The organism is Jannaschia sp. R86511 (genome assembly GCF_042466345.1).
Classification (GTDB): Bacteria; Actinomycetota; Actinomycetes; order Actinomycetales; family JBBAYJ01; genus Aquipuribacter.
The window spans coordinates 2,087,070-2,109,075 of sequence record NZ_JAXHCD010000001.1 but is presented as its reverse complement, the minus strand read 5'-3'; the positions used below and the strand labels follow the sequence as shown (position 1 = coordinate 2,109,075).

Here is a 22,006-nt window from a genome sequence, read left to right as displayed (position 1 = left end):
ACGCTCCCGGGAAGGCCGTCAGACCTCTTCGACGCTGCTCGGCTCGCGCCGGGACAGGTCGATGCCGAGCTCCTCCGCCGCGCGGAAGACGTCGTCGTCGGAGTCACGCATCTCGATCGACGTGCCGTCGCTGGACAGCACCTCGACGTTGAGACACAGGGACTGCATCTCCTTGATGAGGACCTTGAACGACTCCGGGATCCCCGGCTCGGGGATGTTGTCGCCCTTGACGATCGCCTCGTAGACCTTGACGCGGCCGATGACGTCGTCGGACTTGATCGTGAGCAGCTCCTGCAGCGCGTAGCTCGCGCCGTAGGCCTCGAGCGCCCAGACCTCCATCTCGCCGAACCGCTGACCACCGAACTGCGCCTTACCACCCAGCGGCTGCTGCGTGATCATCGAGTACGGGCCGGTCGAACGCGCGTGGATCTTGTCGTCGACCAGGTGGTGCAGCTTCAGGATGTACATGTAGCCGATCGACACCGGCTCGGGGAACGGCTCGCCGGAGCGGCCGTCGAGCAGGTTCGCCTTGCCGTCGGCGTTGACCAGGCGGTCGCCGTCGCGGTTGGGCAGCGTCGAGCTCAGCAGACCGGTGACCTCGTCCTCGTGCGCACCGTCGAAGACCGGGCTGGCCACGTTGGTGCCGGGGGCGACCTCGCGGACGCTGTCGGGCATGAGCGCGGCCCAGTCGGGGCTGCCCTCGATCTTCCAGCCCTGGCTGGCGATCCAGCCCAGGTGCAGCTCGAGGATCTGGCCGATGTTCATGCGGCCGGGCACGCCGAGCGGGTTGAGGATGATGTCGACCGGCGTGCCGTCCTCCATGAACGGCATGTCCTCGACGGGCAGGATCTTCGAGATGACGCCCTTGTTGCCGTGGCGTCCGGCGAGCTTGTCGCCGTCGGTGATCTTGCGCTTCTGGGCCACGTAGACCCGGACAAGCTGGTTGACGCCCGGCGGGAGCTCGTCGCCCTCGTCGCGGTCGAACAGCCGGACGCCGATGACGGTGCCGGTCTCGCCGTGGGGCACCTTGAGCGACGTGTCGCGGACCTCGCGGGCCTTCTCGCCGAAGATGGCGCGCAGCAGGCGCTCCTCGGGGGTGAGCTCGGTCTCGCCCTTGGGCGTGACCTTGCCGACCAGGATGTCGCCCGGGACGACCTCGGCACCGATGCGGATGATGCCGCGCTCGTCGAGGTCCGCGAGGACCTCCTCGCCGACGTTCGGGATGTCCCGGGTGATCTCCTCCGGGCCGAGCTTGGTGTCGCGGGCGTCGACCTCGTGCTCCTCGATGTGGATCGAGGAGAGGACGTCGTCCTGGACCAGCCGCTGGCTGAGGATGATGGCGTCCTCGTAGTTGAGGCCCTCCCACGGCATGAACGCCACGAGCAGGTTGCGCCCGAGCGCCATCTCGCCGCCGTCGGTCGAGGGACCGTCGGCCAGGATGGAGCCGGCCTCGACGCGCTGGCCGGAGTCCACCAGGACACGCTGGTTGTAGCTGGTGCCCTGGTTGGAGCGGCGGAACTTGTGCACCCGGTAGGTGCGGTACGCGCCGTCGTCCTGGGCGATGGTCACCGCGTCCGCGGCGACCTCCTGCACGACTCCCCCGGCCTCGGCCACGACGACGTCGCCGCCGTCGACCGCGGCCCGCAGCTCCATGCCGGTGCCGACGAACGGCGCCTCGGCCCGGACCAGCGGGACGGCCTGGCGCTGCATGTTGGAGCCCATGAGCGCGCGGTTGGAGTCGTCGTGCTCCAGGAACGGGATCATCGCGGTGGCGACCGAGCTGATCTGCCGCGCCGAGACGTCCATGAAGTCGACCTCGTCGCCGTGCACGTAGTCGACCTCGCCGAACCGGGTGCGGACCAGGACCCGCTCCTCGGCGAAGCGGCTCTTCTCGTCCAGCGGCGCGTTGGCCTGCGCGACGACGAAGTTGTCCTCCTCGTCGGCGGTCAGGTACTGGACCTCGTCGCTCACGACACCGTCGGTGACCTTGCGGTACGGGGTCTCGACGAAGCCGAAGGAGTTGATCCGGGCGTAGGTGGCGAGCGAGCCGATCAGGCCGATGTTCGGGCCCTCCGGGGTCTCGATCGGGCACATCCGGCCGTAGTGCGAGGGGTGCACGTCGCGGACCTCGAAGCCGGCCCGGTCACGGGACAGACCACCCGGGCCCAGCGCGGACAGACGACGCTTGTGCGTCAGACCGGCGAGCGGGTTGTTCTGGTCCATGAACTGCGACAGCTGGGAGGTCCCGAAGAACTCCTTGATCGCCGCGACCACGGGACGGATGTTGATCAGGCTCTGCGGGGTGATCGCCTCCACGTCGGAGGTGGTCATCCGCTCGCGCACGACGCGCTCCATCCGGGACAGGCCCGTGCGGACCTGGTTCTGGATGAGCTCGCCGACGCTGCGCAGGCGCCGGTTGCCGAAGTGGTCGATGTCGTCGACCTCGACGCGCAGCTCGACGGCCTCGCCCGCCTTGTGCCCGGACATCGTGCGCTGGTCGTCACCGGTGGCCGCGTTGTGGTGCAGCGTCACCAGGTACTTCAGCGTGGCCACGATGTCGGCCAGGCTCAGGGTGGAGTCGGGCAGCGGCTTGTCCACGCCCAGCTTGCGGTTGAGCTTGTAGCGCCCCACCTTGGCCAGGTCGTAGCGCTTGGGGTTGAAGTAGAGGTTGTCCAGCAGGGTCTGGGCCGCCTCGCGCGTGGGCGGCTCGCCCGGGCGCAGCTTGCGGTACAGGTCCAGCAGGGCCGCGTCGGAGTCGGCGGTGGTGTCCTTGTCCAGCGTGGACAGCATGCTGTCGTAGCCGGCGAACTCCTCGCGGATCTCCTGCTCGCTCATGCCGAGCGCCTTGAGGAAGACCGTGACCGACTGCTTGCGCTTGCGGTCCACGCGCACGCCGACGGCGTGGCGCTTGTCGATCTCGAACTCCAGCCACGCGCCCCGGCTCGGGATGAGCTTGGCGGTGAAGACGTCCTTGTCGGAGGTCTTGTCGCGGACGCGCTCGAAGTAGGCGCCGGGCGAACGGACCAGCTGCGACACGACGACGCGCTCGGTGCCGTTGATGACGAAGGTGCCCCGGTCGGTCATGAGCGGGAAGTCGCCCATGAACACCGTCTGGCTCTTGATCTCGCCGGTGGTCATGTTCATGAACTCGGCGGTGACGAAGAGCGGCGCCGCGTAGGTCATGTCCTTCTCGCGGCACTCCTCGACGGAGTACTTGGGGGGCTCGAAGCGGTGGTCCCGGAACGACAGCGACATCGTCTCCGAGAAGTCTTCGATGGGGCTGATCTCCTCGAAGATCTCGGCGAGACCGGACGCACCGGGGTCCTCGCCGAGGGCCTCGAGGCGAGCCACGTGGTTGTCGTTGCCGAGCAACCAGTCGAAGCTCTCCGTCTGCAGCGCCAGGAGGTCGGGGACCTCGAGCGGCTCACGGATCTTGGCGAAAGAGGGTCGGGGGTTCACCGGTACGGGCTGTACACGAGGAGCGGGCGCGGTGCGCGAGGCGACCAAGACGGGTCCTTCCACGGGCCTGCTGTGGGTTTTCATTGCATGGTTGACACCCGTGGTCAATTCCACGGGAGTCAGAGGATGGGCAGCAAAGGACAACGATAGGTCGTCGACCCCTGCAAGGCAAATCGCCCCGGCCCCGCACGGCGTCCGCGCGGGGTCGGGGCGATCTGGGTGCCGGGCGCGCGCCCGGCGGGTGGATCAGAGAGCCTGCGTCACTTGACGGTGACGGTGGCGCCCGCGCCCTCGAGCTTGGCCTTGGCGGCCTCGGCGGCCTCCTTGTCGACCTTCTCCAGGACGGCCTTGGGGGCGGCGTCGACCAGGTCCTTGGCCTCCTTGAGGCCCAGGCTGGTGAGGGCGCGCACCTCCTTGATGACCTGGATCTTCTTCTCGCCGGCGGCCTCGAGGACGACGTCGAACTCGTCCTGCTCGGCGGCCTCCTCGGCGGCGCCGCCACCGGCACCACCGGCGGCCGCGACGGCGACCGGAGCGGCGGCGGTGACCTCGAAGGTCTCCTCGAACTTCTTCACGAACTCGGAGAGCTCGATCAGGGTCATGTCCTTGAACTGCTCGAGCAGCTCGTCGGCGCTGAGCTTCGCCATGGGGTGTCCTTCTTCCTGGTGTCTGCGGATGGTGCGGGCCCCGCGCGGAGCGGCCGGGCCGTTCGTGTCAGGTGGTGCAGGTGCTCGTGCGTCTCGGGCGGACGGCCGTCAGGCCGCGTCGCCCTCCTGCTCGCGCTTGACCCGCAGCGCGTCGACCGCGCGGGCGGCCTTGGCGAGCGGGGCGTTGGCCAGGTAGACCGCCTTGGACAGCGGTGCCTTCATGGCCCCGGCGAGCTTGGCGAGGAGCACCTCGCGCGGCTCGAGGTCGGCCAGCTTCTTGAGGCCGTCCGCGTCGATCGGGCGGCCGTCGAGCACACCACCCTTGATGACGAGCGCGGGGGCTTCCTTGCCGAAGTCACGCAGCCCCTTCGCGGCCTCGACCGGGTCACCGGTCACGAACGCGATGGCGGTGGGGCCCTTGAGGGCTGCGGGGTCCAGGCCCTCGAAGCCCGCCTTCTCGGCGGCGAGCTTCGTGAGCGTGTTCTTGACGACGGCGTACGTCGCGTTCGCCCCGAGGGCGGTGCGCAGCGCAGTCAGCTGGGAGACGGTGAGCCCGCGGTACTCGGTGAGGACGGCCGCGTTCGAGGCACGGAACAGGTCCGCGAGCTCGGCGACGGCGTCGACCTTCTCCTGGGTGGGCATGATGTTCCTTCCGTCTTCTGCAGGACCGCGTGCGCGGTCCCGACCGAACGGAGGAGCCTGGAGACGACGGACGCCCCGGCGCGAGGCACGGGGCGTGGGCCCACGACGGGGCCTTGCTCTGCACCTGCGCGGGCCGTCCAGGTTGTCACCCGGATCCTTCGACGCACCCCGGAGGGCAGCGACCAGCGGTCTTCGGTAGGTGCAGGGTACGACCCCCGGCGCGCCCGAGCCAAATCGCCCCGCTCGCCTTCCCGACGCAACGGCACTCTGCGTCGGCCTATCCGACGCCGTGTGCCGTTGCGTCGGTCGGGTTCCGACGCCGTGTGCCGTTGCGTCAGTCGGGATCCACGTTCCGGGGCCTCGGGCTCAAGGTGCCACCGCCGACCGCCGGCCCACCTCGCCCGATCGACCACGCCGGTGATAAAGGCGTTGTCGATCGGGACAGCACGCCCGGCGCTCGATGACGGCGGTGATCAAGGCGTTGTCGACCGGGGGCGGGCTCGATCGGGGCGGGCTCGATCGGGGCGGGCTCGATCGGGGCGGGCTCGATCGGGGCGGGCTCGATCGGGGCGGGCGCGATCGGGGCGGGCGCGATCAGGGCGGACTCGATCAGGGCGGACCCGATCAGGGCGGACCCGACCAGGGCGGACCCGATCGGCCCGGCTCCCCGATCGACCACGCCGGTGATCAAGACGTTGTCTATCGGGAAGGCACGCCCGACGGTCGACAACGCCGATGATCAAGACGTTGTCGACCGGGGCGGGCTTGATCGGGGCGGCTCGATCGGGCGGACCCGCCGAGCGGGCGCCCGCTCCCCGGCGGACGACGCGGGGCCCGGACCGTGTCGGTCCGGGCCCCGCGTGCGGGTGGTGCGGTGCCTGGGTCAGGCGGGGGCGTCCACGACGGCCGAGGCGGTCGGGTCGACCGGGATGCCCGGGCCCATCGTGGCGGCGATCGTCGTCTTGGAGATGTAGCGGCCCTTGGACGAGGACGGCTTGAGGCGCAGGACCTCCTCCATGGCGGCGGCGTAGTTCTCCAGCAGCTTGGCCTCGTCGAAGGACGCCTTGCCGATGATGAAGTGCAGGTTCGAGTGCTTGTCGACCCGGAACTCGATCTTGCCGCCCTTGATCTCGGTGACGGCCTTGGCCACGTCCATCGTCACGGTGCCGGTCTTGGGGTTCGGCATGAGGCCGCGGGGGCCGAGGACCTTGCCCAGCCGGCCGACCTTGCCCATCAGGTCCGGGGTGGCCACGACGGAGTCGAAGTCCAGCCAGCCGCCCTGGATCTTCTCGAGCAGGTCGTCGCTGCCCACGTGGTCGGCGCCGGCCTCGAGGGCCTGCTGCGCGCGCTCACCGGTGGCGAAGACCAGCACGCGGGCGGTCTTGCCGGTGCCGTGGGGCAGGTTGACGGTGCCGCGGACCATCTGGTCGGCCTTGCGCGGGTCGACGCCCAGGCGCATGGCCACCTCGACGGTGGCGTCGTACTTGGTGGTGGCGGTCTGCTTGACCAGCCCGACGGCCTCGGCGGGGGTGTACAGGTTGTCCGCGTCGACCTTCTCGGCCGCGGCGCGGTACGCCTTGCTGCGCTTCATGTCTGCTCCTGTGAGGTGTGCCCGCCGGTGGGCGGACGGGGTGGAGTCGTGGTTCGACGGGCCGCGCGCGACCCTCCCACGTGGTGCTGGTCCGACCGGTGGCCGTGACCGTGGTGCCGACGTGCCGGGAGGCGGCGTCAGTCGGCGACGGTGACGCCCATGCTGCGGGCGGTGCCGGCGATGATCTTGGAGGCCTGGTCGAGGTCGTTCGCGTTCAGGTCGGCCATCTTGGTCTCGGCGATCTTGCGCACCTGCTCCTGGGAGATGGTGGCGACCTTGTCCGTGTGCGGGGTGCCCGAGCCCTTCTCGATCCCGGCGGCCTTCTTGATCAGCTGAGCGGCCGGCGGGGTCTTGGTGATGAAGGTGAACGAGCGGTCCTCGTAGACCGTGATCTCCACGGGGACGATGTCCCCGCGCTGCGACTCGGTGGCCGCGTTGTAGGCCTTGCAGAACTCCATGATGTTGACGCCGGCCGCACCGAGGGCGGGACCGATCGGCGGGGCGGGGTTCGCCGCGCCGGCCTTGATCTGGAGCTTGATGACTCCAGTGACCTTCTTCTTCTTGGGAGGCACTTCTCGGGTCCTTCTGCTGTGTGGGTGGTGCTGGGTGTGGTGCAGGTGGTGGTGCCGGTGGTGCCGCGGCTCAGAGCTTGGACACCTGGTTGAACGACAGCTCGACGGGCGTCTCGCGACCGAAGATGGACACGAGGACCTTGAGCTTCTGGGAGTCGACGTTGATCTCGGAGATCGACGCCGGCAGGGTCGCGAAGGGGCCGTCCATGACGGTGACCGACTCGCCGACCTCGAAGTCGACGGTGGCCGTGGCCGCAGCCCCCTGGGAGCCACCGCCGCCCTTGCCGGACGAGGCCGCCGGGGCCGCGACGGTGGGGGCGAGCATGCCGACGACCTCGTCGAGGGTCAGCGGCACGGGGTGGTGGGCCGAGCCCAGGAAGCCCGTGACACCGGGGGTGTGGCGGACCGCGCCCCACGACTCGTCGGTGAGGTCCATGCGCACCAGCACGTAGGAGGGGATCCGGACCCGACGGACGTCCTTCTTCTGCCCGTTCTTGATCTCGGTCACCTCCTCCATGGGGACCTCCACCTGGTGGATGTACTCCTCCATGTTGAGGGAGGTGATGCGCGCCTCGAGGTTGGTCTTGACGCGGTTCTCGTAGCCGGCGTAGCTGTGCACCACGTACCAGTCGCCGAGCGCGCGCCGCAGCTCGGTGCGCAGCTCCTCCACCGGGTCGGCCGGGGCCGCGTCGGGGTCCACGGCGTCCTCGGCCGGCTCGACGTCGGTGACGTCACCGGCCTCGGCCACGTACTCCTCGGCCAGGACGTCGCCGTCCTCGGTGGCGGCCAGGTCGGCCTCCTGGACGGTCAGCGAGGACTCGTCCAGGTGGGAGAGGTCGTCCGTCGTCACGTCGTCGGCGGTCGGGACCGCCTCGACGGTGTCCTCGGCGTCGCGTGCGACGTCGGGCTGGTCGGACATGTGGTGAACCTGCTTCCTGGGATCGGGGTGGGGCGGTGGCCGGTCGGACGGCCCTCGCAGCGGCTCAGCCGCCGAACGCCCACAGGACGAGCCGGCCGAACCCGAAGTCGAGGATGCTGATGTACGTCATGATCACCACGACGAACACGAGCACGACGCTCGTGTAGGCGATGAGCTCGTCCCGCGTGGGACGGACGACCTTGCGCAGCTCGGCGACGCACTGACGCAGGAAGAGCAGGAAGCCACCACGGCGTCGATCCGCCGGGCTGGTCGTCCCCTCGCGGGTGTCCGTCACCGTCTGCTGCCTTCTCTCGCTGGTCCAGGTCGTCCCTGGTTCGTCCGATCGATGCGCAGGGCAGGAGGGACTCGAACCCACAACCGCCGGTTTTGGAGACCGGTGCGCTACCAATTGCGCCACTGCCCTTCGGAGGCCCCGCTGCATGCCGTGCCGAGGGCACGACGGCGACAGCGGATGCACGCCGATCGGTGAGCATACGGCCCTTGCACCCCGTGGGTCGAACTCGCGGTCACGGACCGGGTCGGATCCCCGGCCCGGCGGCGGGCGCGGCAGGATGTGCCCATGCCTGAGCAGCCCGCCCCGTCCGCACGTCCGCGCGTCTCCGCCCGCATCGGCGGCATCAGCGAGTCGGCCACGCTCGCGGTCGACGCCAAGGCCAAGGCGCTCAAGGCCGCCGGCCGGCCCGTCATCGGCTTCGGCGCCGGGGAGCCGGACTTCCCGACCCCGCCGGAGGTGGTCGAGGCCGCCGTCGCCGCCGCGCAGGCGCCCGCCATGCACCGCTACACCCCCGCCGCCGGTCTGCCGGCGCTGCGCGAGGCGGTCGTGGCCAAGTCCGCCCGCGACTCCGGCCTGCAGGTGACCGCGGCGCAGGTGCTGATCACCAACGGCGGCAAGCAGGCGGTCTACCAGACCTTCGCCACGCTGCTGGACCCGGGCGACGAGGTGCTGCTGCCGGCCCCCTACTGGACCACCTACCCCGAGGCCGTGCGGCTGGCCGGGGGCGTGCCGGTCGAGGTCTTCGCCGGTCCCGAGCAGGGCTACCTGGTGACGGTGGAGCAGCTGGAGGCGGCCCGGACCGAGCGCACCAAGGTCCTGCTGTTCTGCTCGCCGTCCAACCCGACCGGTGCCGTGTACCCGCGCGAGCAGGTGGAGGCGATCGGGCGCTGGGCCCTGGAGCACGGCGTCTGGGTGGTCACCGACGAGATCTACGAGCACCTGACCTACGACGGCGTCACCGCCGAGTCGATGCCCGTGGTCGTGCCCGAGCTGGCCGACACCTGCGTGGTGCTCAACGGCGTGGCCAAGACGTACGCCATGACCGGCTGGCGCGTGGGCTGGATGGTCGGTCCGGTCGACGTCATCAAGGCCGCGACCAACCTGCAGTCGCACCTGAGCAGCAACGTGGCCAACGTCAGCCAGCGCGCCGCCCTGGCCGCGCTCAGCGGGTCGCTGGACGCCGCCCACGCCATGCGGGAGGCCTTCGACCGGCGCCGGGCGACCATGGTGCGGATGCTGTCGGAGATCGACGGCGTCAGCTGCCCGGTCCCGCAGGGCGCGTTCTACGCCTACCCCGACGTTCGCGGCCTGCTGGGGCGCAGCATCGCCGGTCGCACCCCCACCACCTCCGCCGAGCTCGCCGCCCTCATCCTCGAGGAGGCCGAGGTGGCGGTCGTGCCGGGCGAGGCGTTCGGGCCGAGCGGCTACCTGCGGCTGTCGTACGCCCTGGGCGACGACGACCTGGTCGAGGGCGTGGGCCGGATCCAGCGCCTGCTCGCCGGCTGAGCCGTCCCGGGGTCCACCGGTCGGTGGACCCCGGTGTCGGTGCGCCGGTGCTCGTGCCGCGCCCGGGCCGACGCCCAGGCTGGGGCCATGACGGACTCGGCGACGCTCCCCGACGGCACGGACCTGGTCGTCCGGGTCCGGGGCCTGGGCAAGACCTACGACCTGGGCGGCGGACGGCGGCGCACCGCCGTGGCCGACCTCGACCTCGACCTGGCCCGCGGCGAGGTGCTCGCGCTGCTCGGGCCCAACGGGGCCGGCAAGTCCACCACCACCGAGGTGCTGGAGGGCTACCGGCACCGCGACGTCGGGGACGTGGCCGTGCTGGGCACCGACCCGTGGCGGGCCCCGCTGGCCTGGCGGGCCCGGGTCGGGATCGTGCTGCAGGACACCTCCGAGCCCCTCGACCTGACCGTCGCGGAGCTGCTGGGGCACTGGGCGACGCTGTACCCGCGCCCCCGCCCGGTGGCGGAGGTGGCCGGCCTGGTCGGGCTGGGCGACCGGCTGCGGACCCGGGTGGCGGCGCTGTCCGGGGGGCAGCGGCGCCGGCTCGACGTGGCCCTGGCCGTCATCGGCCGGCCCGAGCTGCTGTTCCTCGACGAGCCGACGACCGGCTTCGACCCCGAGGCGCGGCGGCAGTTCTGGGGCGTGCTGGAGGACCTGCGCGACGCCGGCACCAGCATCCTGCTCACCACCCACTACCTGGACGAGGCCGCCCGGCTCGCCGACCGGGTCGCGGTGGTCGCCGGGGGCCGGCTGGTGGCGTGCGCACCGCCGGGCGAGCTGGGCGGGGCGCTGCGCGACGAGGTGGTGGTGCGCTGGCAGGACGCCGAGGGCCGGGCCCGGTACGAGCGGACGACCGCCCCCACCGCGGTGCTGCGGCGGCTGCTGGCCCAGCACGGGGCCACGGGCGAGGTGCCCGGGCTGGCGATCGAGCGCGCCACGCTGGAGGACGTCTACCTGCAGCTGGTGGGACCGGACGACGCCGGCGCCGGCTCCGAGGGCGCCCCGCGCGCGCAGGAGGTCCTCGCGTGAGCACCCTGACGATCGCCGCCTCCCGGACCCGGGTGGAGACGCTGCAGTTCCTGCGCCAGCGCGACTCCCTGGTGTTCAGCCTGCTGTTCCCCGTCATCCTCATGCTCATCTTCGGCTCGGTGTTCACCGACGACATCGCGCCCGGGGTCAGCTTCAGCCAGTACTTCGTCGCCGGGGTGGCCGCCGCCGGGGTGCTGCTGACCAGCTTCCAGACCATCGCCATCGAGATCGCCATAGAGCGGGACAACGGCACCCTCAAGCGGCTGCGGGGCACGCCCATGCCGCCCGTCGCGTTCTTCCTGGGCAAGATCGGCCAGGTCCTGCTGACCACGGCGCTGCAGCTGGTGCTGCTGCTGGCCACGGCCGCGCTGCTGTTCGACGTCCGGCTGCCCGGCACGGCCGCGCTGTGGGGCCGGTTCCTGTGGATCGTCGTGCTGGGGGCGGCGGCCGGGACCGTGCTGGGCATCGCGTTCAGCTCCGTGCCGCCCAACGCCCGCTCGGCCAGCGCCATCGTGACCCCGCCCATGATCGTCCTGCAGTTCGTCTCGGGCGTGTACTTCGTGATCAGCGACCTGCCGGCGTGGATGGTCGACGTGGCCTCGCTGTTCCCGCTCAAGTGGATGGCCCAGGGGATGCGCTCGGTGTTCCTCGCTGACACCGACTGGCTGCAGGTGGAACCCTCGGGGTCGTGGCAGACGACGGAGACCGCGGTGGTGCTGGTGGTCTGGCTGCTGGCCGGGCTGGTGCTGGCCCGGCTCACGTTCCGCTGGCTGCCCCGGCGCCACGGCTGAGGCGGCACCGGTGACGGCGCCGGACGACTGCTCCCCCGCCGGACGGGACCGCGAGGGCCGGGCCGCGCCGCACGCCTGGGACCGCGCCGTCGTCGGCTGGCACGGCGCGTTCTGGGTCGTCCTCGGCCTGACCGCCCTGGCGCTGTACCTGGACGGCGGGACCCGCGGCACCCGCGCGCTGGTGGGTGCCGCGGCGCTGGTCGCGCTCGGTCTCGCCTACGCCCTGCTGGGCGGACCGGCGGCGCGCACCCGTTCGCAGTGGCGCGCGGCCGGCTACCTCGCCGTCCTCGTGCCGGCCCTGCCCGTGCTCATGTGGGCCAGCGACGGCACGTCGTTCCTGCTGTTCCTCGCCTACCCGCAGGTCTGGATGCTGGTGGAAGGCCGGCTGCGGGCGGTCGCGGTGACCGCGGTGGTGTCGCTGGCCGCGCTGGCCGGGTTCGTCCTGGCCGCGGGCGGCGACGTCGCCTCGCTGCGCGCCGCCGGGGTCGCCATCGTCGTCAGCTTCCTGTTCAGCCTGACGCTGGGGCTGTGGTTCAGCTCGGTGGTGGAGCAGTCCGCCGACCGTGCGGACCTGATCGCGCAGCTGGAGTCGACCCGCCACGACCTGGTCGCCGCCGAGCGGGCCGCCGCCGCGGCGCAGGTCCAGGCGTCCATGGCCCGGGACATCCACGACACGCTGGCCCAGGGGTTCACCAGCCTGCTCATGCTGTCGCAGGTGGCGCAGCGGGAGCAGGCCTCGGCGCCGCCGGAGGCGTTGCGGCGACGGCTGGCCACCATGGAGGACGTGGCCCGGACCAACCTGGCCGAGGCCCGCGCGCTGGTGGCCGCCTTCTCGCCCGTCGACGTGCACGGCGCGGACCTGCCCGGGGCGCTGCGCCGGCTGGGCGACCGGTTCGCCACCGAGACGGGCCTGGCCGTGTCGGTCGACGTCGACGACTCGCTCACCGCCCTGCTCACGCCGGAGACGGCGGTGGTCCTGCTGCGCAGCGCCCAGGAGGGCCTGGCCAACGTCCGCAAGCACGCCGCCGCCACCCGCGTCCTGCTGCGCCTGCACCGGGCGGACGACGGACCCCTGCGCCTGGAGGTCAGCGACGACGGGGTCGGCTACGACCCGGCCGGGCGCGGGCACGGCTTCGGCCTGGACGGGCTGCGGGCCCGGGCCGGCGACGTGGGCGGCCGGGTCGGCCTGGACCCGGTGGACGGCGGGGGCACCCGGCTGGCCGTCGAGGTGCCGACCCGGTGAGCGTGACCGTGCTCGTCGCCGACGACCACCCCGTGGTCCGCGCCGGCATCGTCGCCCTGCTGCGGCTCGAGCCGGACCTGGTGGTCGTGGGCGAGGCCGCCGACGGGCACGAGGCGGTCCGGCTGCACGAGCAGCTGTCGCCCGACGTGCTGCTCACCGACCTGCGGATGCCCGGCCTGGACGGTGCGGACGCCACCGCCGCCATCCTGCGGCGGGACCCGGCCGCGGCCGTCCTGGTGCTCACCACCTACGACACCGACGCCGACATCCTGCGCGCCGTCGAGGCCGGGGCCCGCGGCTACCTGCTCAAGGACTCCGGCCCGGACGTCCTCGTCGCCGGCGTCCGCGCCGCCGCCCGCGGCGAGACGGTGCTGGCCCCTGCCGTCGCCGCCCGCCTGCTGCACCGGGTCCGCTCCCCCACCGCCCCGCAGCTGACCGCGCGCGAGACCGAGGTGCTCCGCGGCGTGTCCGAGGGCTGGAGCAACGCGGAGATCGGCCGCCGGCTGTTCATCGGCGAGGCCACCGTCAAGACGCACCTGCTGCGGATGTTCGCCAAGCTCGACGTCGACGACCGGACCCGGGCCGTGGTGGTGGCGACCCGGCTGGGGCTGCTGTAGCGGCGCGCCGGTCGGCTGGCATGCTGCCCGCGTGCCTGCCGACCCGCCCGTGCCGGGCCCGCCCGCGGGCCGCCGGGACCTGGCCACGCTGCCCAAGGCGCACCTGCACCTGCACTTCACCGGGTCGATGCGGCCCGCGACGCTGTCCGACCTGGCCCGCCGGCACGACCTGCCGCTGCCCGGGCTGCTGCGCGAGCACCACCTGCTCCGGGTCCCGGCCGACGAACGCGGCTGGTTCCGGTTCCAGCGGCTGTACGAGGCGGCGCGGGCGTGCGTGCGGGACGAGGCGGACATGCGCCGGCTGGTGCACGAGGCCGCGGCGGACGACGCGGCCGAGGGCTCGCGCCGGCTGGAGCTGCAGATCGACCCGACGTCCTACGCGCCGCTGGTGGGGGGCCTGACCCCGGCCCTGGAGCTGGTGCTGGACGCGGCGCGGGAGGCCAGCGCCGCCACGGGCTGCCAGGTCGCGGTGGTGGTGGCCGCGAGCCGGATGCGTCACCCCCTGGACGCCCGGACCCTGGCCCGGCTGGCGGCCCGGCACCGCGGGGACGGCCCGGGCGAGGTGGTCGGCTTCGGCCTGAGCAACGACGAGCGGCGCGGGGACACCGCGCAGTTCGCGCCCGCCTTCGCGATCGCCCGCCGGGCCGGGCTGGCGTCGTTGCCGCACGGCGGGGAGCTGCTGGGGGCGGACCACGTCGAGCACGTCCTGACCGAGCTGCGGCCGGACCGCCTGGGCCACGGGGTGCGCAGCGCCGAGGACCCGCGGACGCTGGAGCGCGTGGTGCGCGCCGGCGTGGGCCTGGAGGTGTGCCCGGCCAGCAACGTGGGCCTCGGCGTCTACCCGACGGCGACCGACGTGCCGCTGCGGGCGCTGCTGGATGCGGGCGCCGCCGTGGCGCTCGGAGCGGACGACCCGCTGCTGTTCGGCTCGCGGCTGACCGCGCAGTACGCGCTGGCCCGCGACGCGGGCGGCCTGGACGACGCGGACCTGGCGGAGCTGGCCCGGCACAGCCTGCGGCTGTCCCGCGCGCCGGCCGAGGACGTCCGGGGCTGGCTGGGCGAGGTGGACGCCTGGCTGGCCCGCCCGCCGCTGCCGCAGGTCGGTGCGGGGCCCGGCCGGGCCGCGGAGCCCTCCGTCAGAGGCTGAGCCCGACCAGGCGCGGCTCGGCCTCCAGCGTGAGGCCGAAGCGCTCGCGGACGGCGTCACGGACCCGCCGGGCCAGGACGACGACGTCCTCGGCCCGCGCGCCGCCCCGGTTGGTGAGGGCCAGCGTGTGCTTGCCGGACACGGCGGCCGGGCCGGGCGAGCCGAACCCCTTGCCGATGCCGGCGTGCTCGATGAGCCAGGCCGCGGGCAGCTTGACCAGGCCGTCCCCGGCCGGCCAGCGGGGCGCGTCGGCCAGGCCGTCACCCAGCGAGGCCTCGGCGACGACGGGGTTGGTGAAGAACGACCCCACGCTCCAGGTGTCGTGGTCCTCGGCCGCCAGCACCATGCCCTTGCCCGCGCGCAGGGCCAGCACGGCCTCGCGCACGTCGGCCAGCGGTGCCCGCTCGCCCACGGCCACGCCGAGCCGACGGGCCAGCTCGGCGTAGCGGACCGGGGCGGACACGTCGCCCAGCGGGAGCTGGAAGGTCACCCGCAGCACCACGTAGCGGTCCATGCCGTCCGGTCCGGCGTGGGCGGCCCGCTTGAGCACCGAGTCCCGGTAGCCGAACTGCAGGTCGCGGCTGGCCAGGGTGCGGGTCCGGTGCTCGACGCGGTCCCACACCTGCACCGTGGCGAGGGTGTCGGCGACCTCGGCGCCGTAGGCGCCGACGTTCTGCACCGGGGTGGCCCCGACGCTGCCGGGGATGCCGGACAGCGCCTCCAGACCGGCCCAGCCGTTGGCCACCGCGAGGGCGACCAGGTCGTCCCAGTCGGCACCGGCCTGCACCCGGACGTCCGCCCCGGCGCAGGCGTCCGCGTCGCCCACGGCGACCCCGCCGCCGGGCGGCACGGCGACGTGCACCACGGTGCCGTCGAAGCCCGCGTCGGACACCACGAGGTTGGACCCGCCCGCGACCAGCAGCAGCCGGTCCCCGCGGGCGTCCACGTCCTGCACGGCGGCCAGCAGCTCGTCGCTGTCGTGGGCGACGACCAGCCGGCCGGCGGGACCGCCGACCCGCAGCGTGGTCAGGTCGGCGAGGGTGCTCACCGGGCCAGGCTAGGCGACCGCTCGTCGTCGTCGGTCCCGGCCGGGACCGGGCGCATCGCCGCGGCCGTGCACATCGACAGCAGCGCCGCGCCGCAGGCGACCAGCAGGGACAGGTCCGTGCCGAACCGCTCCCCCAGCAGCCCGACCAGCGGCGGGCCGGCCAGGAACGCCGTGTAGGCGACCGAGGCGACCACGGACACCCGGACGGCGGCCTTGACCGGGTCGTCCGCGGCGGCCGTCATGCCGACCGGGAACCCCAGGCTGACGCCCAGGCCCCACAGCACGGCCCCGAGCAGGGCGCCGACGACGCCCGGCAGCAGGACCACCGAGACCACGCCGACCGTGACCATGCCGGCCATCACCAGCAGCGGGCGGTAGCGGCCGTAGCGGTCCAGCAGGACCGGACCCAGGAAGCGCCCCGCCATGACGGAGGCCAGGAACACCCCGTAGGTGCTGGAACCGACCCACTCGTCCACGCCGCGGGAGTCGACCACGGCCAGGGCCAGCCAGTCCCCGGCGATGCCCTCGGCCAGGGCGAAGCCGAGCATGGTGACGCCGATGAGCAGCGTCCGGGGCTCCAGCCAGGCGTCGCGCAGCGAGTACCGGCGCACCGGGGCGCTGCCGTCGGTGGGGGCCGAGGCGGCGGCGTGGTCGTCGGCCGCCCCGCGCGAGCCGAGCTCGGCGGGCAGGAACGAGCGCACCGAGAGCAACGCCCCGACCAGCACGACCACGGCCACCACGACCAGGTGCGGGCCGCGACCCACGGCCAGGAACGACACCAGGGCGGCCCCGGCGGCGCCGATCACGGTGCCGACGCTCCAGGCGCCGTGGAAGCGCGGCATGATCGTGTAGCCCAGCCGCCGCTCGACGTCGGCGGCCTCGACGTTCATGGCCACGTCCCAGGCTCCGTTGGCGAAGCCCCAGGCGAACAGCGCGACCGCCAGGACCATCCGGTCGGGGGCCAGGCCCGCCGCGGCGACCCCGGTCGCGCCGAGCACCGCGGCGGCGACGATGACCGGACGGACGCCGAACCGCTGCACGAACCAGCCGGCGCTGGGCAGGGCCAGCACCGACCCGGTCGAGGCGGCCAGCAGGGTGATGCCCAGCTGCTGCGGGCTCAGCCCCAGGTCGTCGGAGACGGCGGGGATGCGGGCCAGCAAGCTCGCCAGCAGCAGGCCGTTGACGGCGAACACCGCGTAGACGGAGCTGCGGGCGGCCAGCACCTGGGCGCGGACGGGGTCATGGGTAGGGGCGGTGCGCACGGCGGGTCCTCGGCTGGGCTCGGGGTGGGAGGTCGGAACAGAGATCGAATCGATTCGATCGAATCGGTACGATGCTACGTCAGCCCGGCCCCCCGGCCAAGCCGTCCCCGCCCGAGGAGCACATGCCGCCCGCCCCCAGCAACCGTCGTCCCGGCGCCCGCGCCACCCTGGCCGACGTCGCCGCCGCCGCCGGGGTGTCCCGCTCGACCGCGTCGCTCGCGTTCAGCGGGTCGGGGCCCGTGGCCGGCGCCACCCGCGAACGGGTCCTCACCGCGGCCCGGGACCTCGGCTACGCAGGCCCGGACCCGACGGCCGCGTCCCTGCGCCGCGGCCGCTCCGGCGTGGTCGGCGTCGTCGTCGGCGAACGCCTGCGCGACGCGTTCCGCGACCCGTACGTCGTCACCATGCTCGACGGGCTCGTGGACGTGCTGGCCGGTGAGGGCCTGGCCATCCTGCTGCTGCCCATGACCCACGACGTGTCGGGACCGGCCGCGGAGCAGTACCGGGTGGCGGCGATGGACGCCCTGGTCTTCGCCACCGGCGGCCTGCCCGACGACCCGGCCCTGGCCGTGGCCGCCGGGCGGGGCCTGCCCGTGGTGGCGGTCGAGGGCCCGGAGGCACCGGGGGCGTCCATGGTGCGCGTCGACGACCGCGAGGGCACGGCCCGGGCGGTGCGGCACCTGCTGGACCTGGGCCACCGCGACGTCGCGGTCGTCACCATGCCGTGGCGCCTGGACGGCTCCGAGGGCCCGCTGGGCGAGCGGCGTCGCCGCCCGGGCGGGTTCGCCGACCACGTCAACCGCCTGCGGGGCGTGCTGGACGTGACCGAGCCCGCCGTGGTGTGGGAGTGCCCCGCGAACGCGGTCGAGCAGGGCCGGGCCGCCGCCCTGCAGCTGCTCGGCGGGTCGGCGTCGACGCGACCCACCGCCGTGGTGGCGCAGTCGGACGTGCTCGCGGCCGGGGTGCTCGAGGCCTGCGCGACGCTGGGCCTGCGGGTGCCGCAGGACGTGAGCGTGGTGGGCTTCGACGGGGTGGCGCTGCCGTGGCTGGCGCCCCACGTGCTCACCACCCTCGTGCAGCCCGTGGTCGACAAGGCCCGCCGGACCGCGGAGGCCGTGCTGGCACGCCTGGCCGGCGGGGGGCCGACCGACACCACCCTGCAGGTCGACCTGAGGGTGGGCACGACCACGGGCCCGCCACCGGACCGCCGGGCCTGACCGGCAGGGCCGGGGCGACTCAGGCCAGGGCGAGGGTGGCGCGGGTCTTGGTCAGCACCGTGGCGCCGTCGCAGGTGACGGTCAGGTCGACGACGACCCGCCGCGTGTCCGGGTCGGTGGAGCGGACGACGCCGGTCACGTGGACCGCGACCGAGCCGGGGTCGGGCACCACGACCGGCCGGGTGAACCGGGTGGAGTAGCCGACGACGGCCGTCGGGTCGCCCGTCCAGGCGGTCAGCAGGCGCGCCGCGGCGCCCATCGTGAGCATGCCGTGGACGATGACCCCGGGCAGGCCCACCTCGGCGGCGACGCGGTCGCTGTAGTGGATGGCGTTGAAGTCGCGGCTGGCGGCGGTGTAGCGCACCAGCGCGGCCCGGTCGAGCTCGATCGTCGCCTCCGGCAGCGCGTCGCCGACGCCGACCCCGTCGAAGCCGCGCAGCCCGCTCACCGGTGCACCAGCAGGGCCGTCACGGTGCTGCGGGCGTCGCCGTCGACCGTGGCCACCTCGGTGACCAGCGTGAGCATGGACGCGCCGGCCGCGGCGCGGACACCGGCCACCGTCATGGTGGCGGTCAGCTCGTCCCCGGCCACGATGGGCGCGTGGTGCACGAACTGCTGCTCGCCGTGGACGATCCGCGAGTACTCGAGGTCGACCGTCGGGTCGGCCATCATCGCGTCGGTCGCCGGCTGGGCCACCACGACCGCGAAGGTCGGGGGCGCCACCACGTCGGTGAAGCCCGCCTCGCGGGCGGCGACCTCGTCGTGGTGCAGCGGGTGCTCGGCGCCGACGGCGTCGGCGAACTGCCGTACGACCTCACGGCCGACGACGTACGTCGCGGGGGCGGAGTAGCGGCGGCCGGCCAGCGGGGCGTCGTCGGTCACGGGGCGAGCGGGCGGGACCGGCTCAGCGGGTCTCGCGGTGGGGCGTGTGCTTGCTGCAGCGGGGGCAGAACTTCGCGAGGTCGAGCCGGTCGGGGTCGTTCCGCCGGTTCTTCTTCGTGATGTAGTTCCGCTCCTTGCACTCGGTGCACGCCATGGTGATCTTGGGACGCACGTCAGCGCTCTTGGAGGCCATCTCGGGAACCTTTCAACGATCTTCTAGGCGGTCGTGCCTGGGGACGGTCGGTAGCGGTGATCGGACTTGAACCGACGACCTAACGATTATGAGTCGTTCGCTCTAACCAACTGAGCTACACCGCCTTGGTCGGCCGCCTGCACCCAGACGCCCGTCAGAGCCCCGATAGGGATTTGAACCCTAGACCTTCTCCTTACCATGGAGATGCTCTACCACTGAGCTATCGGGGCAACGACGGAAAGGGTACAGGACCGCTCGGCGTGCTCGCGCACCCTGGACGGGGTGCCTGCCGGGGCCGGCACCGTGGCCGTTCCGTGACCGCGACGATACCCGCACGTCACCGGACACCGTGACGCGTGGGGGACAATCCGACACGATGGACACCACGATCGACGCCTCCCGGGAGCACCCCGCGACGCCGACCACCGCAGCGACCACCACCGACGGGGCCCGGACCAGCACGTCCGCGGCCCGCTCCCGCACCCGTCGCCCGGGCGCCACCCGGCCCTGGCAGTGGCTGGTCGGGCTGGGCGTCGCGGCCGGCGTCAACACCGCGCTCAGCCTCGACGCGGTGGCCCCGGTGCAGACCAAGGACGAGATCGGCTACCTGATGGCCGCCCGGCTGCTCGGCGGGGGCGGCGGCGCCGACCTGATCATGCCGCCGCACGCCGGGGGGTACTCGGCCGGCTGGGGCCTGCTGGTGTCGCCGCTGTGGCGCGTCATCGACGACCCGGTCCGGTTCATGCACGTGACGGTGGCCTTCAACGTGCTGCTGGCCACCCTGGCCGTCGTGGTGTGGGCGGCCGTCGCCCGGCGGCTGGGGGCCACCCCGCGCGCCGCCCTGGCCGTCGCGGTGGTCGTGGCCGTCGCCCCCGGGCGGGCCCTGTACACCGGGTACGCGCTGCCGGAGGCCCTGATCGGCGTCATCGTCGCGACGGCGTTCCTGCTCGTGCTGCGGCTCTGGGACGACGGCAGCGGCCGGGGCCCGGCCGCCGGCGCCGCCTCACCCCCGGTGGCCGGCCGGACCGGCACCGCGTTCGCCCTGGCCGGGCTGACGGGGTACCTGTCGCTGGTGCACTCCCGGTTCCTGCCGACCGTCGGGCTGCTGGTGCTGGTGCTGGCCTGGTGGGCGTGGCGGGTGCGCCCGCGCAGCGGCCCCTGGGTCGTGGCCCTGGCCGCGGTCGGCGCCGGCGGCGGGGTCGTGGTCAACCGCCTGGTCGAGGCCGCGCTGTACGGCGAGGTCGACCGGTTCTCCGCGGCGGGCGACCAGATCGGGCAGCTGCACCTCGGGTTCATGACCTCGCTGACCGTCGGCCACGCCTGGTACGGCGCGGTGGCCTGGGGCGGGCTGACCGTGATCGGCGTCATCTGGGCCGCGCGGCGCGCCCTGGTGGAGTGGCGCGCCCGCACCCCGGGACCGTGGTCGGTGCTGCTGCTGGTGACCGCCGCCCAGCTGGTCATCGCGGCCTCGTACCTGTCGACCCGGCTGACGGTCGGCGCCGGCCGGCTGGACCAGGTGGTCTACGGCCGCTACACGGACCCGATCTGGTCCCTGCTGGCCGTGGTGGGGCTGACCGTGCTGGTCACGCGCCGGCTGGACCGGACCATGTGGCGCCAGGCCATGGCGGCCGTGGCCCTGCTGGGCGTGGCCGTGGCCGTCGTGCTGTTCGCCGTGGGCGGCATCGTCCGCGGGCTCGTGCAGCTGAACGTGCCGGGCATCGAGATGTGGCGCTGGGAGCACGGCGTCGACGACCTGCGCGTGCCGTTCGTCCAGGCCACCGTCATGGCCCTGGTGCTGCTGGCCGGCATCCGCTGGGCGCAGGTGCGCCGTCTGCCCGCCGCCCTGGTGGTCGGCGTCGTCGCGGTCCTCGCGGTGTCGGGCACCTTCGTGGCCGAGCACCGCACGATCGACGAGCGCGACCAGGGGCTGCGGGACCTGTTCAGCCTGCGCGAGGTGGTGGACGAGAACCCGACCGCGCCGGTGCTGCTGGTGGTGGACCGTCCGCTGCTGCTGACCGGGACGGCGTTCCAGTACTGGCTGGGCGACCGCGAGCACCGGGTGCTCGACCCGGCCCAGGAGGCCGTGCGCGTGGAGCCCGGCGAGCTCGTCATCGGCACGCTGGACCCCCGCCCGCTCATGATCGGCGCCCCCACGCGGCTGGTCGAGATCGACCCGACGTACCGCTACGGCGTGTGGCAGGCCGAGGGCGGACCGGTGGATCGCAGCAGCCGCTGAGCCGGCGGTGCGCGGCGGTCGGCGGGGCCCTACCGGCCCGGGGCAGCGGTCGGTGACCGGCCGGTCAGCGCGGCACCGGCGCGGCCGAGGACGCCGTGCGGGTCGTGCAGCACGCGGTGACCGTCACCCAGGACCCGCGCGGTCCCCGGGTCCAACGGCACCCGCGCCCAGTCCGGGCCGGTGATGCCGACCTCGACCAGCAGGCCGCTGCGCAGCCGGTAGCGCTGCTCGCGCACCGGTCCCCATGCGGCGGTGCGGACCGGACGGGCACCCGGGCGCAGCCGCTCGAACCACCGCTCGGCGGGGTCGAGGCGAGCCGGCTGCCCGGTCAGGACGACGAAGTCGACGTCGCTGGCCATCCGCTCCGCCCCGCGGGCGTACGAGCCCACGACGACGACGGCGTCCACGCCTTCTCGGCGGGCCCAGGCGGCGAGCTCGACGCACAGGAGCGCCACCTGCCGGCGACGGGCGTTCAGACGGGCGGACACGCCCGCAGCGTCGCAGCGGCCGGCGCCCGTCGCACCCGTGAGCCCGCTAGGACGAGTCGCCGAAGGCGCGGTGCAGCCGGGCGGCGGTGGCTGCGTCCGGCCCGGGGGCCCTGGGTCGGCGTGCGGCAGAACGCGTGAGCAGCAGCGCCACGGCGGCGGTGACCCAGGTGAGGAGCAGGACGGGCCAGGCCCAGCCGTCGGAGCCGACCTCGGACGGAC

At 73.6% G+C, this 22,006-nt stretch carries 21 protein-coding genes and 3 tRNA genes; 8 read left to right on the top strand and 16 right to left on the bottom strand.

Annotated elements, in window-relative coordinates:
• Positions 1-18: 18 nt before the first annotated feature.
• The 8 genes from rpoB to SJY06_RS09915 form a co-directional block, all read right to left on the bottom strand.
• On the bottom strand, positions 19-3,459 hold the full coding sequence (gene rpoB / locus SJY06_RS09950) for a DNA-directed RNA polymerase subunit beta (protein WP_380167089.1): 3,441 nt from the start codon (positions 3,457-3,459) through the stop codon (positions 19-21).
• Between the two features lie 260 nt (positions 3,460-3,719).
• Positions 3,720-4,106: a 50S ribosomal protein L7/L12 gene (gene rplL, locus SJY06_RS09945; RefSeq protein WP_380167087.1), complete on the bottom strand. Its 387-nt coding sequence runs from the start codon at positions 4,104-4,106 to the stop codon at positions 3,720-3,722.
• Between the two features lie 108 nt (positions 4,107-4,214).
• On the bottom strand, positions 4,215-4,748 hold the full coding sequence (gene rplJ / locus SJY06_RS09940; RefSeq protein ID WP_380167085.1) for a 50S ribosomal protein L10: 534 nt from the start codon (positions 4,746-4,748) through the stop codon (positions 4,215-4,217).
• A gap of 883 nt (positions 4,749-5,631) precedes the next feature.
• Positions 5,632-6,339, bottom strand: a complete 708-nt coding sequence (gene rplA / locus SJY06_RS09935) for a 50S ribosomal protein L1 (RefSeq protein WP_380167083.1) — start codon at positions 6,337-6,339, stop codon at positions 5,632-5,634.
• Positions 6,340-6,476: 137 nt separating this feature from the next.
• Positions 6,477-6,911, bottom strand: a complete 435-nt coding sequence (gene rplK, locus SJY06_RS09930; RefSeq protein WP_380167081.1) for a 50S ribosomal protein L11 — start codon at positions 6,909-6,911, stop codon at positions 6,477-6,479.
• Between the two features lie 70 nt (positions 6,912-6,981).
• A complete protein-coding gene (gene nusG / locus SJY06_RS09925) occupies positions 6,982-7,830 on the bottom strand; it encodes a transcription termination/antitermination protein NusG (protein WP_380167079.1) in 849 nt (282 codons plus the stop codon).
• Between the two features lie 64 nt (positions 7,831-7,894).
• Positions 7,895-8,125 (bottom strand): preprotein translocase subunit SecE, encoded by a 231-nt coding sequence (secE, locus tag SJY06_RS09920; protein WP_380167077.1) that lies wholly within the window; start codon positions 8,123-8,125, stop codon positions 7,895-7,897.
• A gap of 56 nt (positions 8,126-8,181) precedes the next feature.
• A tRNA-Trp gene (locus SJY06_RS09915) sits at positions 8,182-8,254 on the bottom strand.
• A gap of 156 nt (positions 8,255-8,410) precedes the next feature.
• On the opposite strand from SJY06_RS09915, the gene SJY06_RS09910 reads away from it, so the two are divergent.
• The 6 genes from SJY06_RS09910 (at position 8,411) to SJY06_RS09885 (ending at position 14,461) form a co-directional block, all read left to right on the top strand.
• On the top strand, positions 8,411-9,631 hold the full coding sequence (locus SJY06_RS09910; protein WP_380167075.1) for a pyridoxal phosphate-dependent aminotransferase: 1,221 nt from the start codon (positions 8,411-8,413) through the stop codon (positions 9,629-9,631).
• Between the two features lie 87 nt (positions 9,632-9,718).
• The gene (locus SJY06_RS09905) at positions 9,719-10,663 is read left to right on the top strand and encodes an ABC transporter ATP-binding protein (RefSeq protein WP_380167073.1); all 945 of its coding nucleotides are present in this window, start codon (positions 9,719-9,721) and stop codon (positions 10,661-10,663) included.
• Positions 10,660-11,454: an ABC transporter permease gene (locus SJY06_RS09900; protein ID WP_380167071.1), complete on the top strand. Its 795-nt coding sequence runs from the start codon at positions 10,660-10,662 to the stop codon at positions 11,452-11,454. The genes SJY06_RS09905 and SJY06_RS09900 overlap by 4 nt, the downstream gene beginning before the upstream one ends.
• Before the next feature lie 10 nt (positions 11,455-11,464).
• Positions 11,465-12,697, top strand: a complete 1,233-nt coding sequence (locus tag SJY06_RS09895; protein WP_380167069.1) for a sensor histidine kinase — start codon at positions 11,465-11,467, stop codon at positions 12,695-12,697.
• Positions 12,694-13,314 carry a response regulator gene (locus SJY06_RS09890; RefSeq protein WP_380167067.1) on the top strand — a complete coding sequence of 207 codons (621 nt, stop codon included), beginning with the start codon at positions 12,694-12,696 and terminating at the stop codon, positions 13,312-13,314. Before SJY06_RS09895 ends, SJY06_RS09890 begins: the two co-directional genes overlap by 4 nt.
• 31 nt (positions 13,315-13,345) lie before the next feature.
• Positions 13,346-14,461, top strand: coding sequence for an adenosine deaminase (locus SJY06_RS09885; protein ID WP_380167065.1), 1,116 nt, complete (start codon positions 13,346-13,348; stop codon positions 14,459-14,461).
• Here the strand turns inward: SJY06_RS09885 and SJY06_RS09880 are convergent.
• A complete protein-coding gene (locus SJY06_RS09880) occupies positions 14,451-15,509 on the bottom strand; it encodes a UDP-N-acetylmuramate dehydrogenase (RefSeq protein ID WP_380167063.1) in 1,059 nt (352 codons plus the stop codon). The two genes, SJY06_RS09885 and SJY06_RS09880, sit on opposite strands and share 11 nt — an antisense overlap.
• The gene (locus SJY06_RS09875; protein WP_380167061.1) at positions 15,506-16,771 is read right to left on the bottom strand and encodes an MFS transporter; all 1,266 of its coding nucleotides are present in this window, start codon (positions 16,769-16,771) and stop codon (positions 15,506-15,508) included. Before SJY06_RS09875 ends, SJY06_RS09880 begins: the two co-directional genes overlap by 4 nt.
• Before the next feature lie 71 nt (positions 16,772-16,842).
• Here SJY06_RS09875 and SJY06_RS09870 point away from each other — a divergent pair, with 71 nt between their 5' ends.
• On the top strand, positions 16,843-17,988 hold the full coding sequence (locus tag SJY06_RS09870) for a substrate-binding domain-containing protein (RefSeq protein ID WP_380167059.1): 1,146 nt from the start codon (positions 16,843-16,845) through the stop codon (positions 17,986-17,988).
• A 19-nt stretch (positions 17,989-18,007) separates the two neighbouring features.
• Here SJY06_RS09870 and SJY06_RS09865 read toward each other — a convergent pair whose 3' ends face one another.
• From SJY06_RS09865 to SJY06_RS09845, 5 genes are all read right to left on the bottom strand, one after another.
• On the bottom strand, positions 18,008-18,436 hold the full coding sequence (locus SJY06_RS09865; protein WP_380167057.1) for a MaoC/PaaZ C-terminal domain-containing protein: 429 nt from the start codon (positions 18,434-18,436) through the stop codon (positions 18,008-18,010).
• Complete coding sequence (locus SJY06_RS09860) at positions 18,433-18,870, bottom strand: MaoC family dehydratase N-terminal domain-containing protein (protein ID WP_380167055.1); 438 nt, start codon at positions 18,868-18,870, stop codon at positions 18,433-18,435. Before SJY06_RS09860 ends, SJY06_RS09865 begins: the two co-directional genes overlap by 4 nt.
• A 22-nt stretch (positions 18,871-18,892) precedes the next feature.
• Complete coding sequence (gene rpmG, locus SJY06_RS09855; RefSeq protein WP_380167053.1) at positions 18,893-19,063, bottom strand: 50S ribosomal protein L33; 171 nt, start codon at positions 19,061-19,063, stop codon at positions 18,893-18,895.
• A gap of 51 nt (positions 19,064-19,114) precedes the next feature.
• Positions 19,115-19,188 (bottom strand) — tRNA-Met (locus SJY06_RS09850).
• A 33-nt stretch (positions 19,189-19,221) separates the two neighbouring features.
• Positions 19,222-19,293 (bottom strand) — tRNA-Thr (locus SJY06_RS09845).
• A 146-nt stretch (positions 19,294-19,439) separates the two neighbouring features.
• Here SJY06_RS09845 and SJY06_RS09840 point away from each other — a divergent pair.
• On the top strand, positions 19,440-21,299 hold the full coding sequence (locus SJY06_RS09840; RefSeq protein WP_380167051.1) for a hypothetical protein: 1,860 nt from the start codon (positions 19,440-19,442) through the stop codon (positions 21,297-21,299).
• Between the two features lie 29 nt (positions 21,300-21,328).
• On the opposite strand, the gene SJY06_RS09835 is transcribed toward SJY06_RS09840, so the two are convergent.
• The gene (locus tag SJY06_RS09835; RefSeq protein WP_380167049.1) at positions 21,329-21,787 is read right to left on the bottom strand and encodes a nucleotidyltransferase domain-containing protein; all 459 of its coding nucleotides are present in this window, start codon (positions 21,785-21,787) and stop codon (positions 21,329-21,331) included.
• Positions 21,788-22,006: the final 219 nt, after the last annotated feature.

Excerpts from the sequence above, each read along its gene's own strand:
- SJY06_RS09870 (WP_380167059.1), top strand. The coding sequence starts at position 16,843 with ATGCTACGTCAGCCCGGCCCCCCGGCCAAGCCGTCCCCGCCCGAGGAG.
- rpmG (WP_380167053.1), bottom strand. The coding sequence starts at position 19,063 with ATGGCCTCCAAGAGCGCTGACGTGCGTCCCAAGATCACCATGGCGTGC.
- SJY06_RS09840 (WP_380167051.1), top strand. The coding sequence starts at position 19,440 with ATGGACACCACGATCGACGCCTCCCGGGAGCACCCCGCGACGCCGACC.
- rplA (WP_380167083.1), bottom strand. The coding sequence starts at position 6,339 with ATGAAGCGCAGCAAGGCGTACCGCGCCGCGGCCGAGAAGGTCGACGCG.
- SJY06_RS09910 (WP_380167075.1), top strand. The coding sequence starts at position 8,411 with ATGCCTGAGCAGCCCGCCCCGTCCGCACGTCCGCGCGTCTCCGCCCGC.
- rplJ (WP_380167085.1), bottom strand. The coding sequence starts at position 4,748 with ATGCCCACCCAGGAGAAGGTCGACGCCGTCGCCGAGCTCGCGGACCTG.
- SJY06_RS09905 (WP_380167073.1), top strand. The coding sequence starts at position 9,719 with ATGACGGACTCGGCGACGCTCCCCGACGGCACGGACCTGGTCGTCCGG.
- nusG (WP_380167079.1), bottom strand. The coding sequence starts at position 7,830 with ATGTCCGACCAGCCCGACGTCGCACGCGACGCCGAGGACACCGTCGAG.
- rplL (WP_380167087.1), bottom strand. The coding sequence starts at position 4,106 with ATGGCGAAGCTCAGCGCCGACGAGCTGCTCGAGCAGTTCAAGGACATG.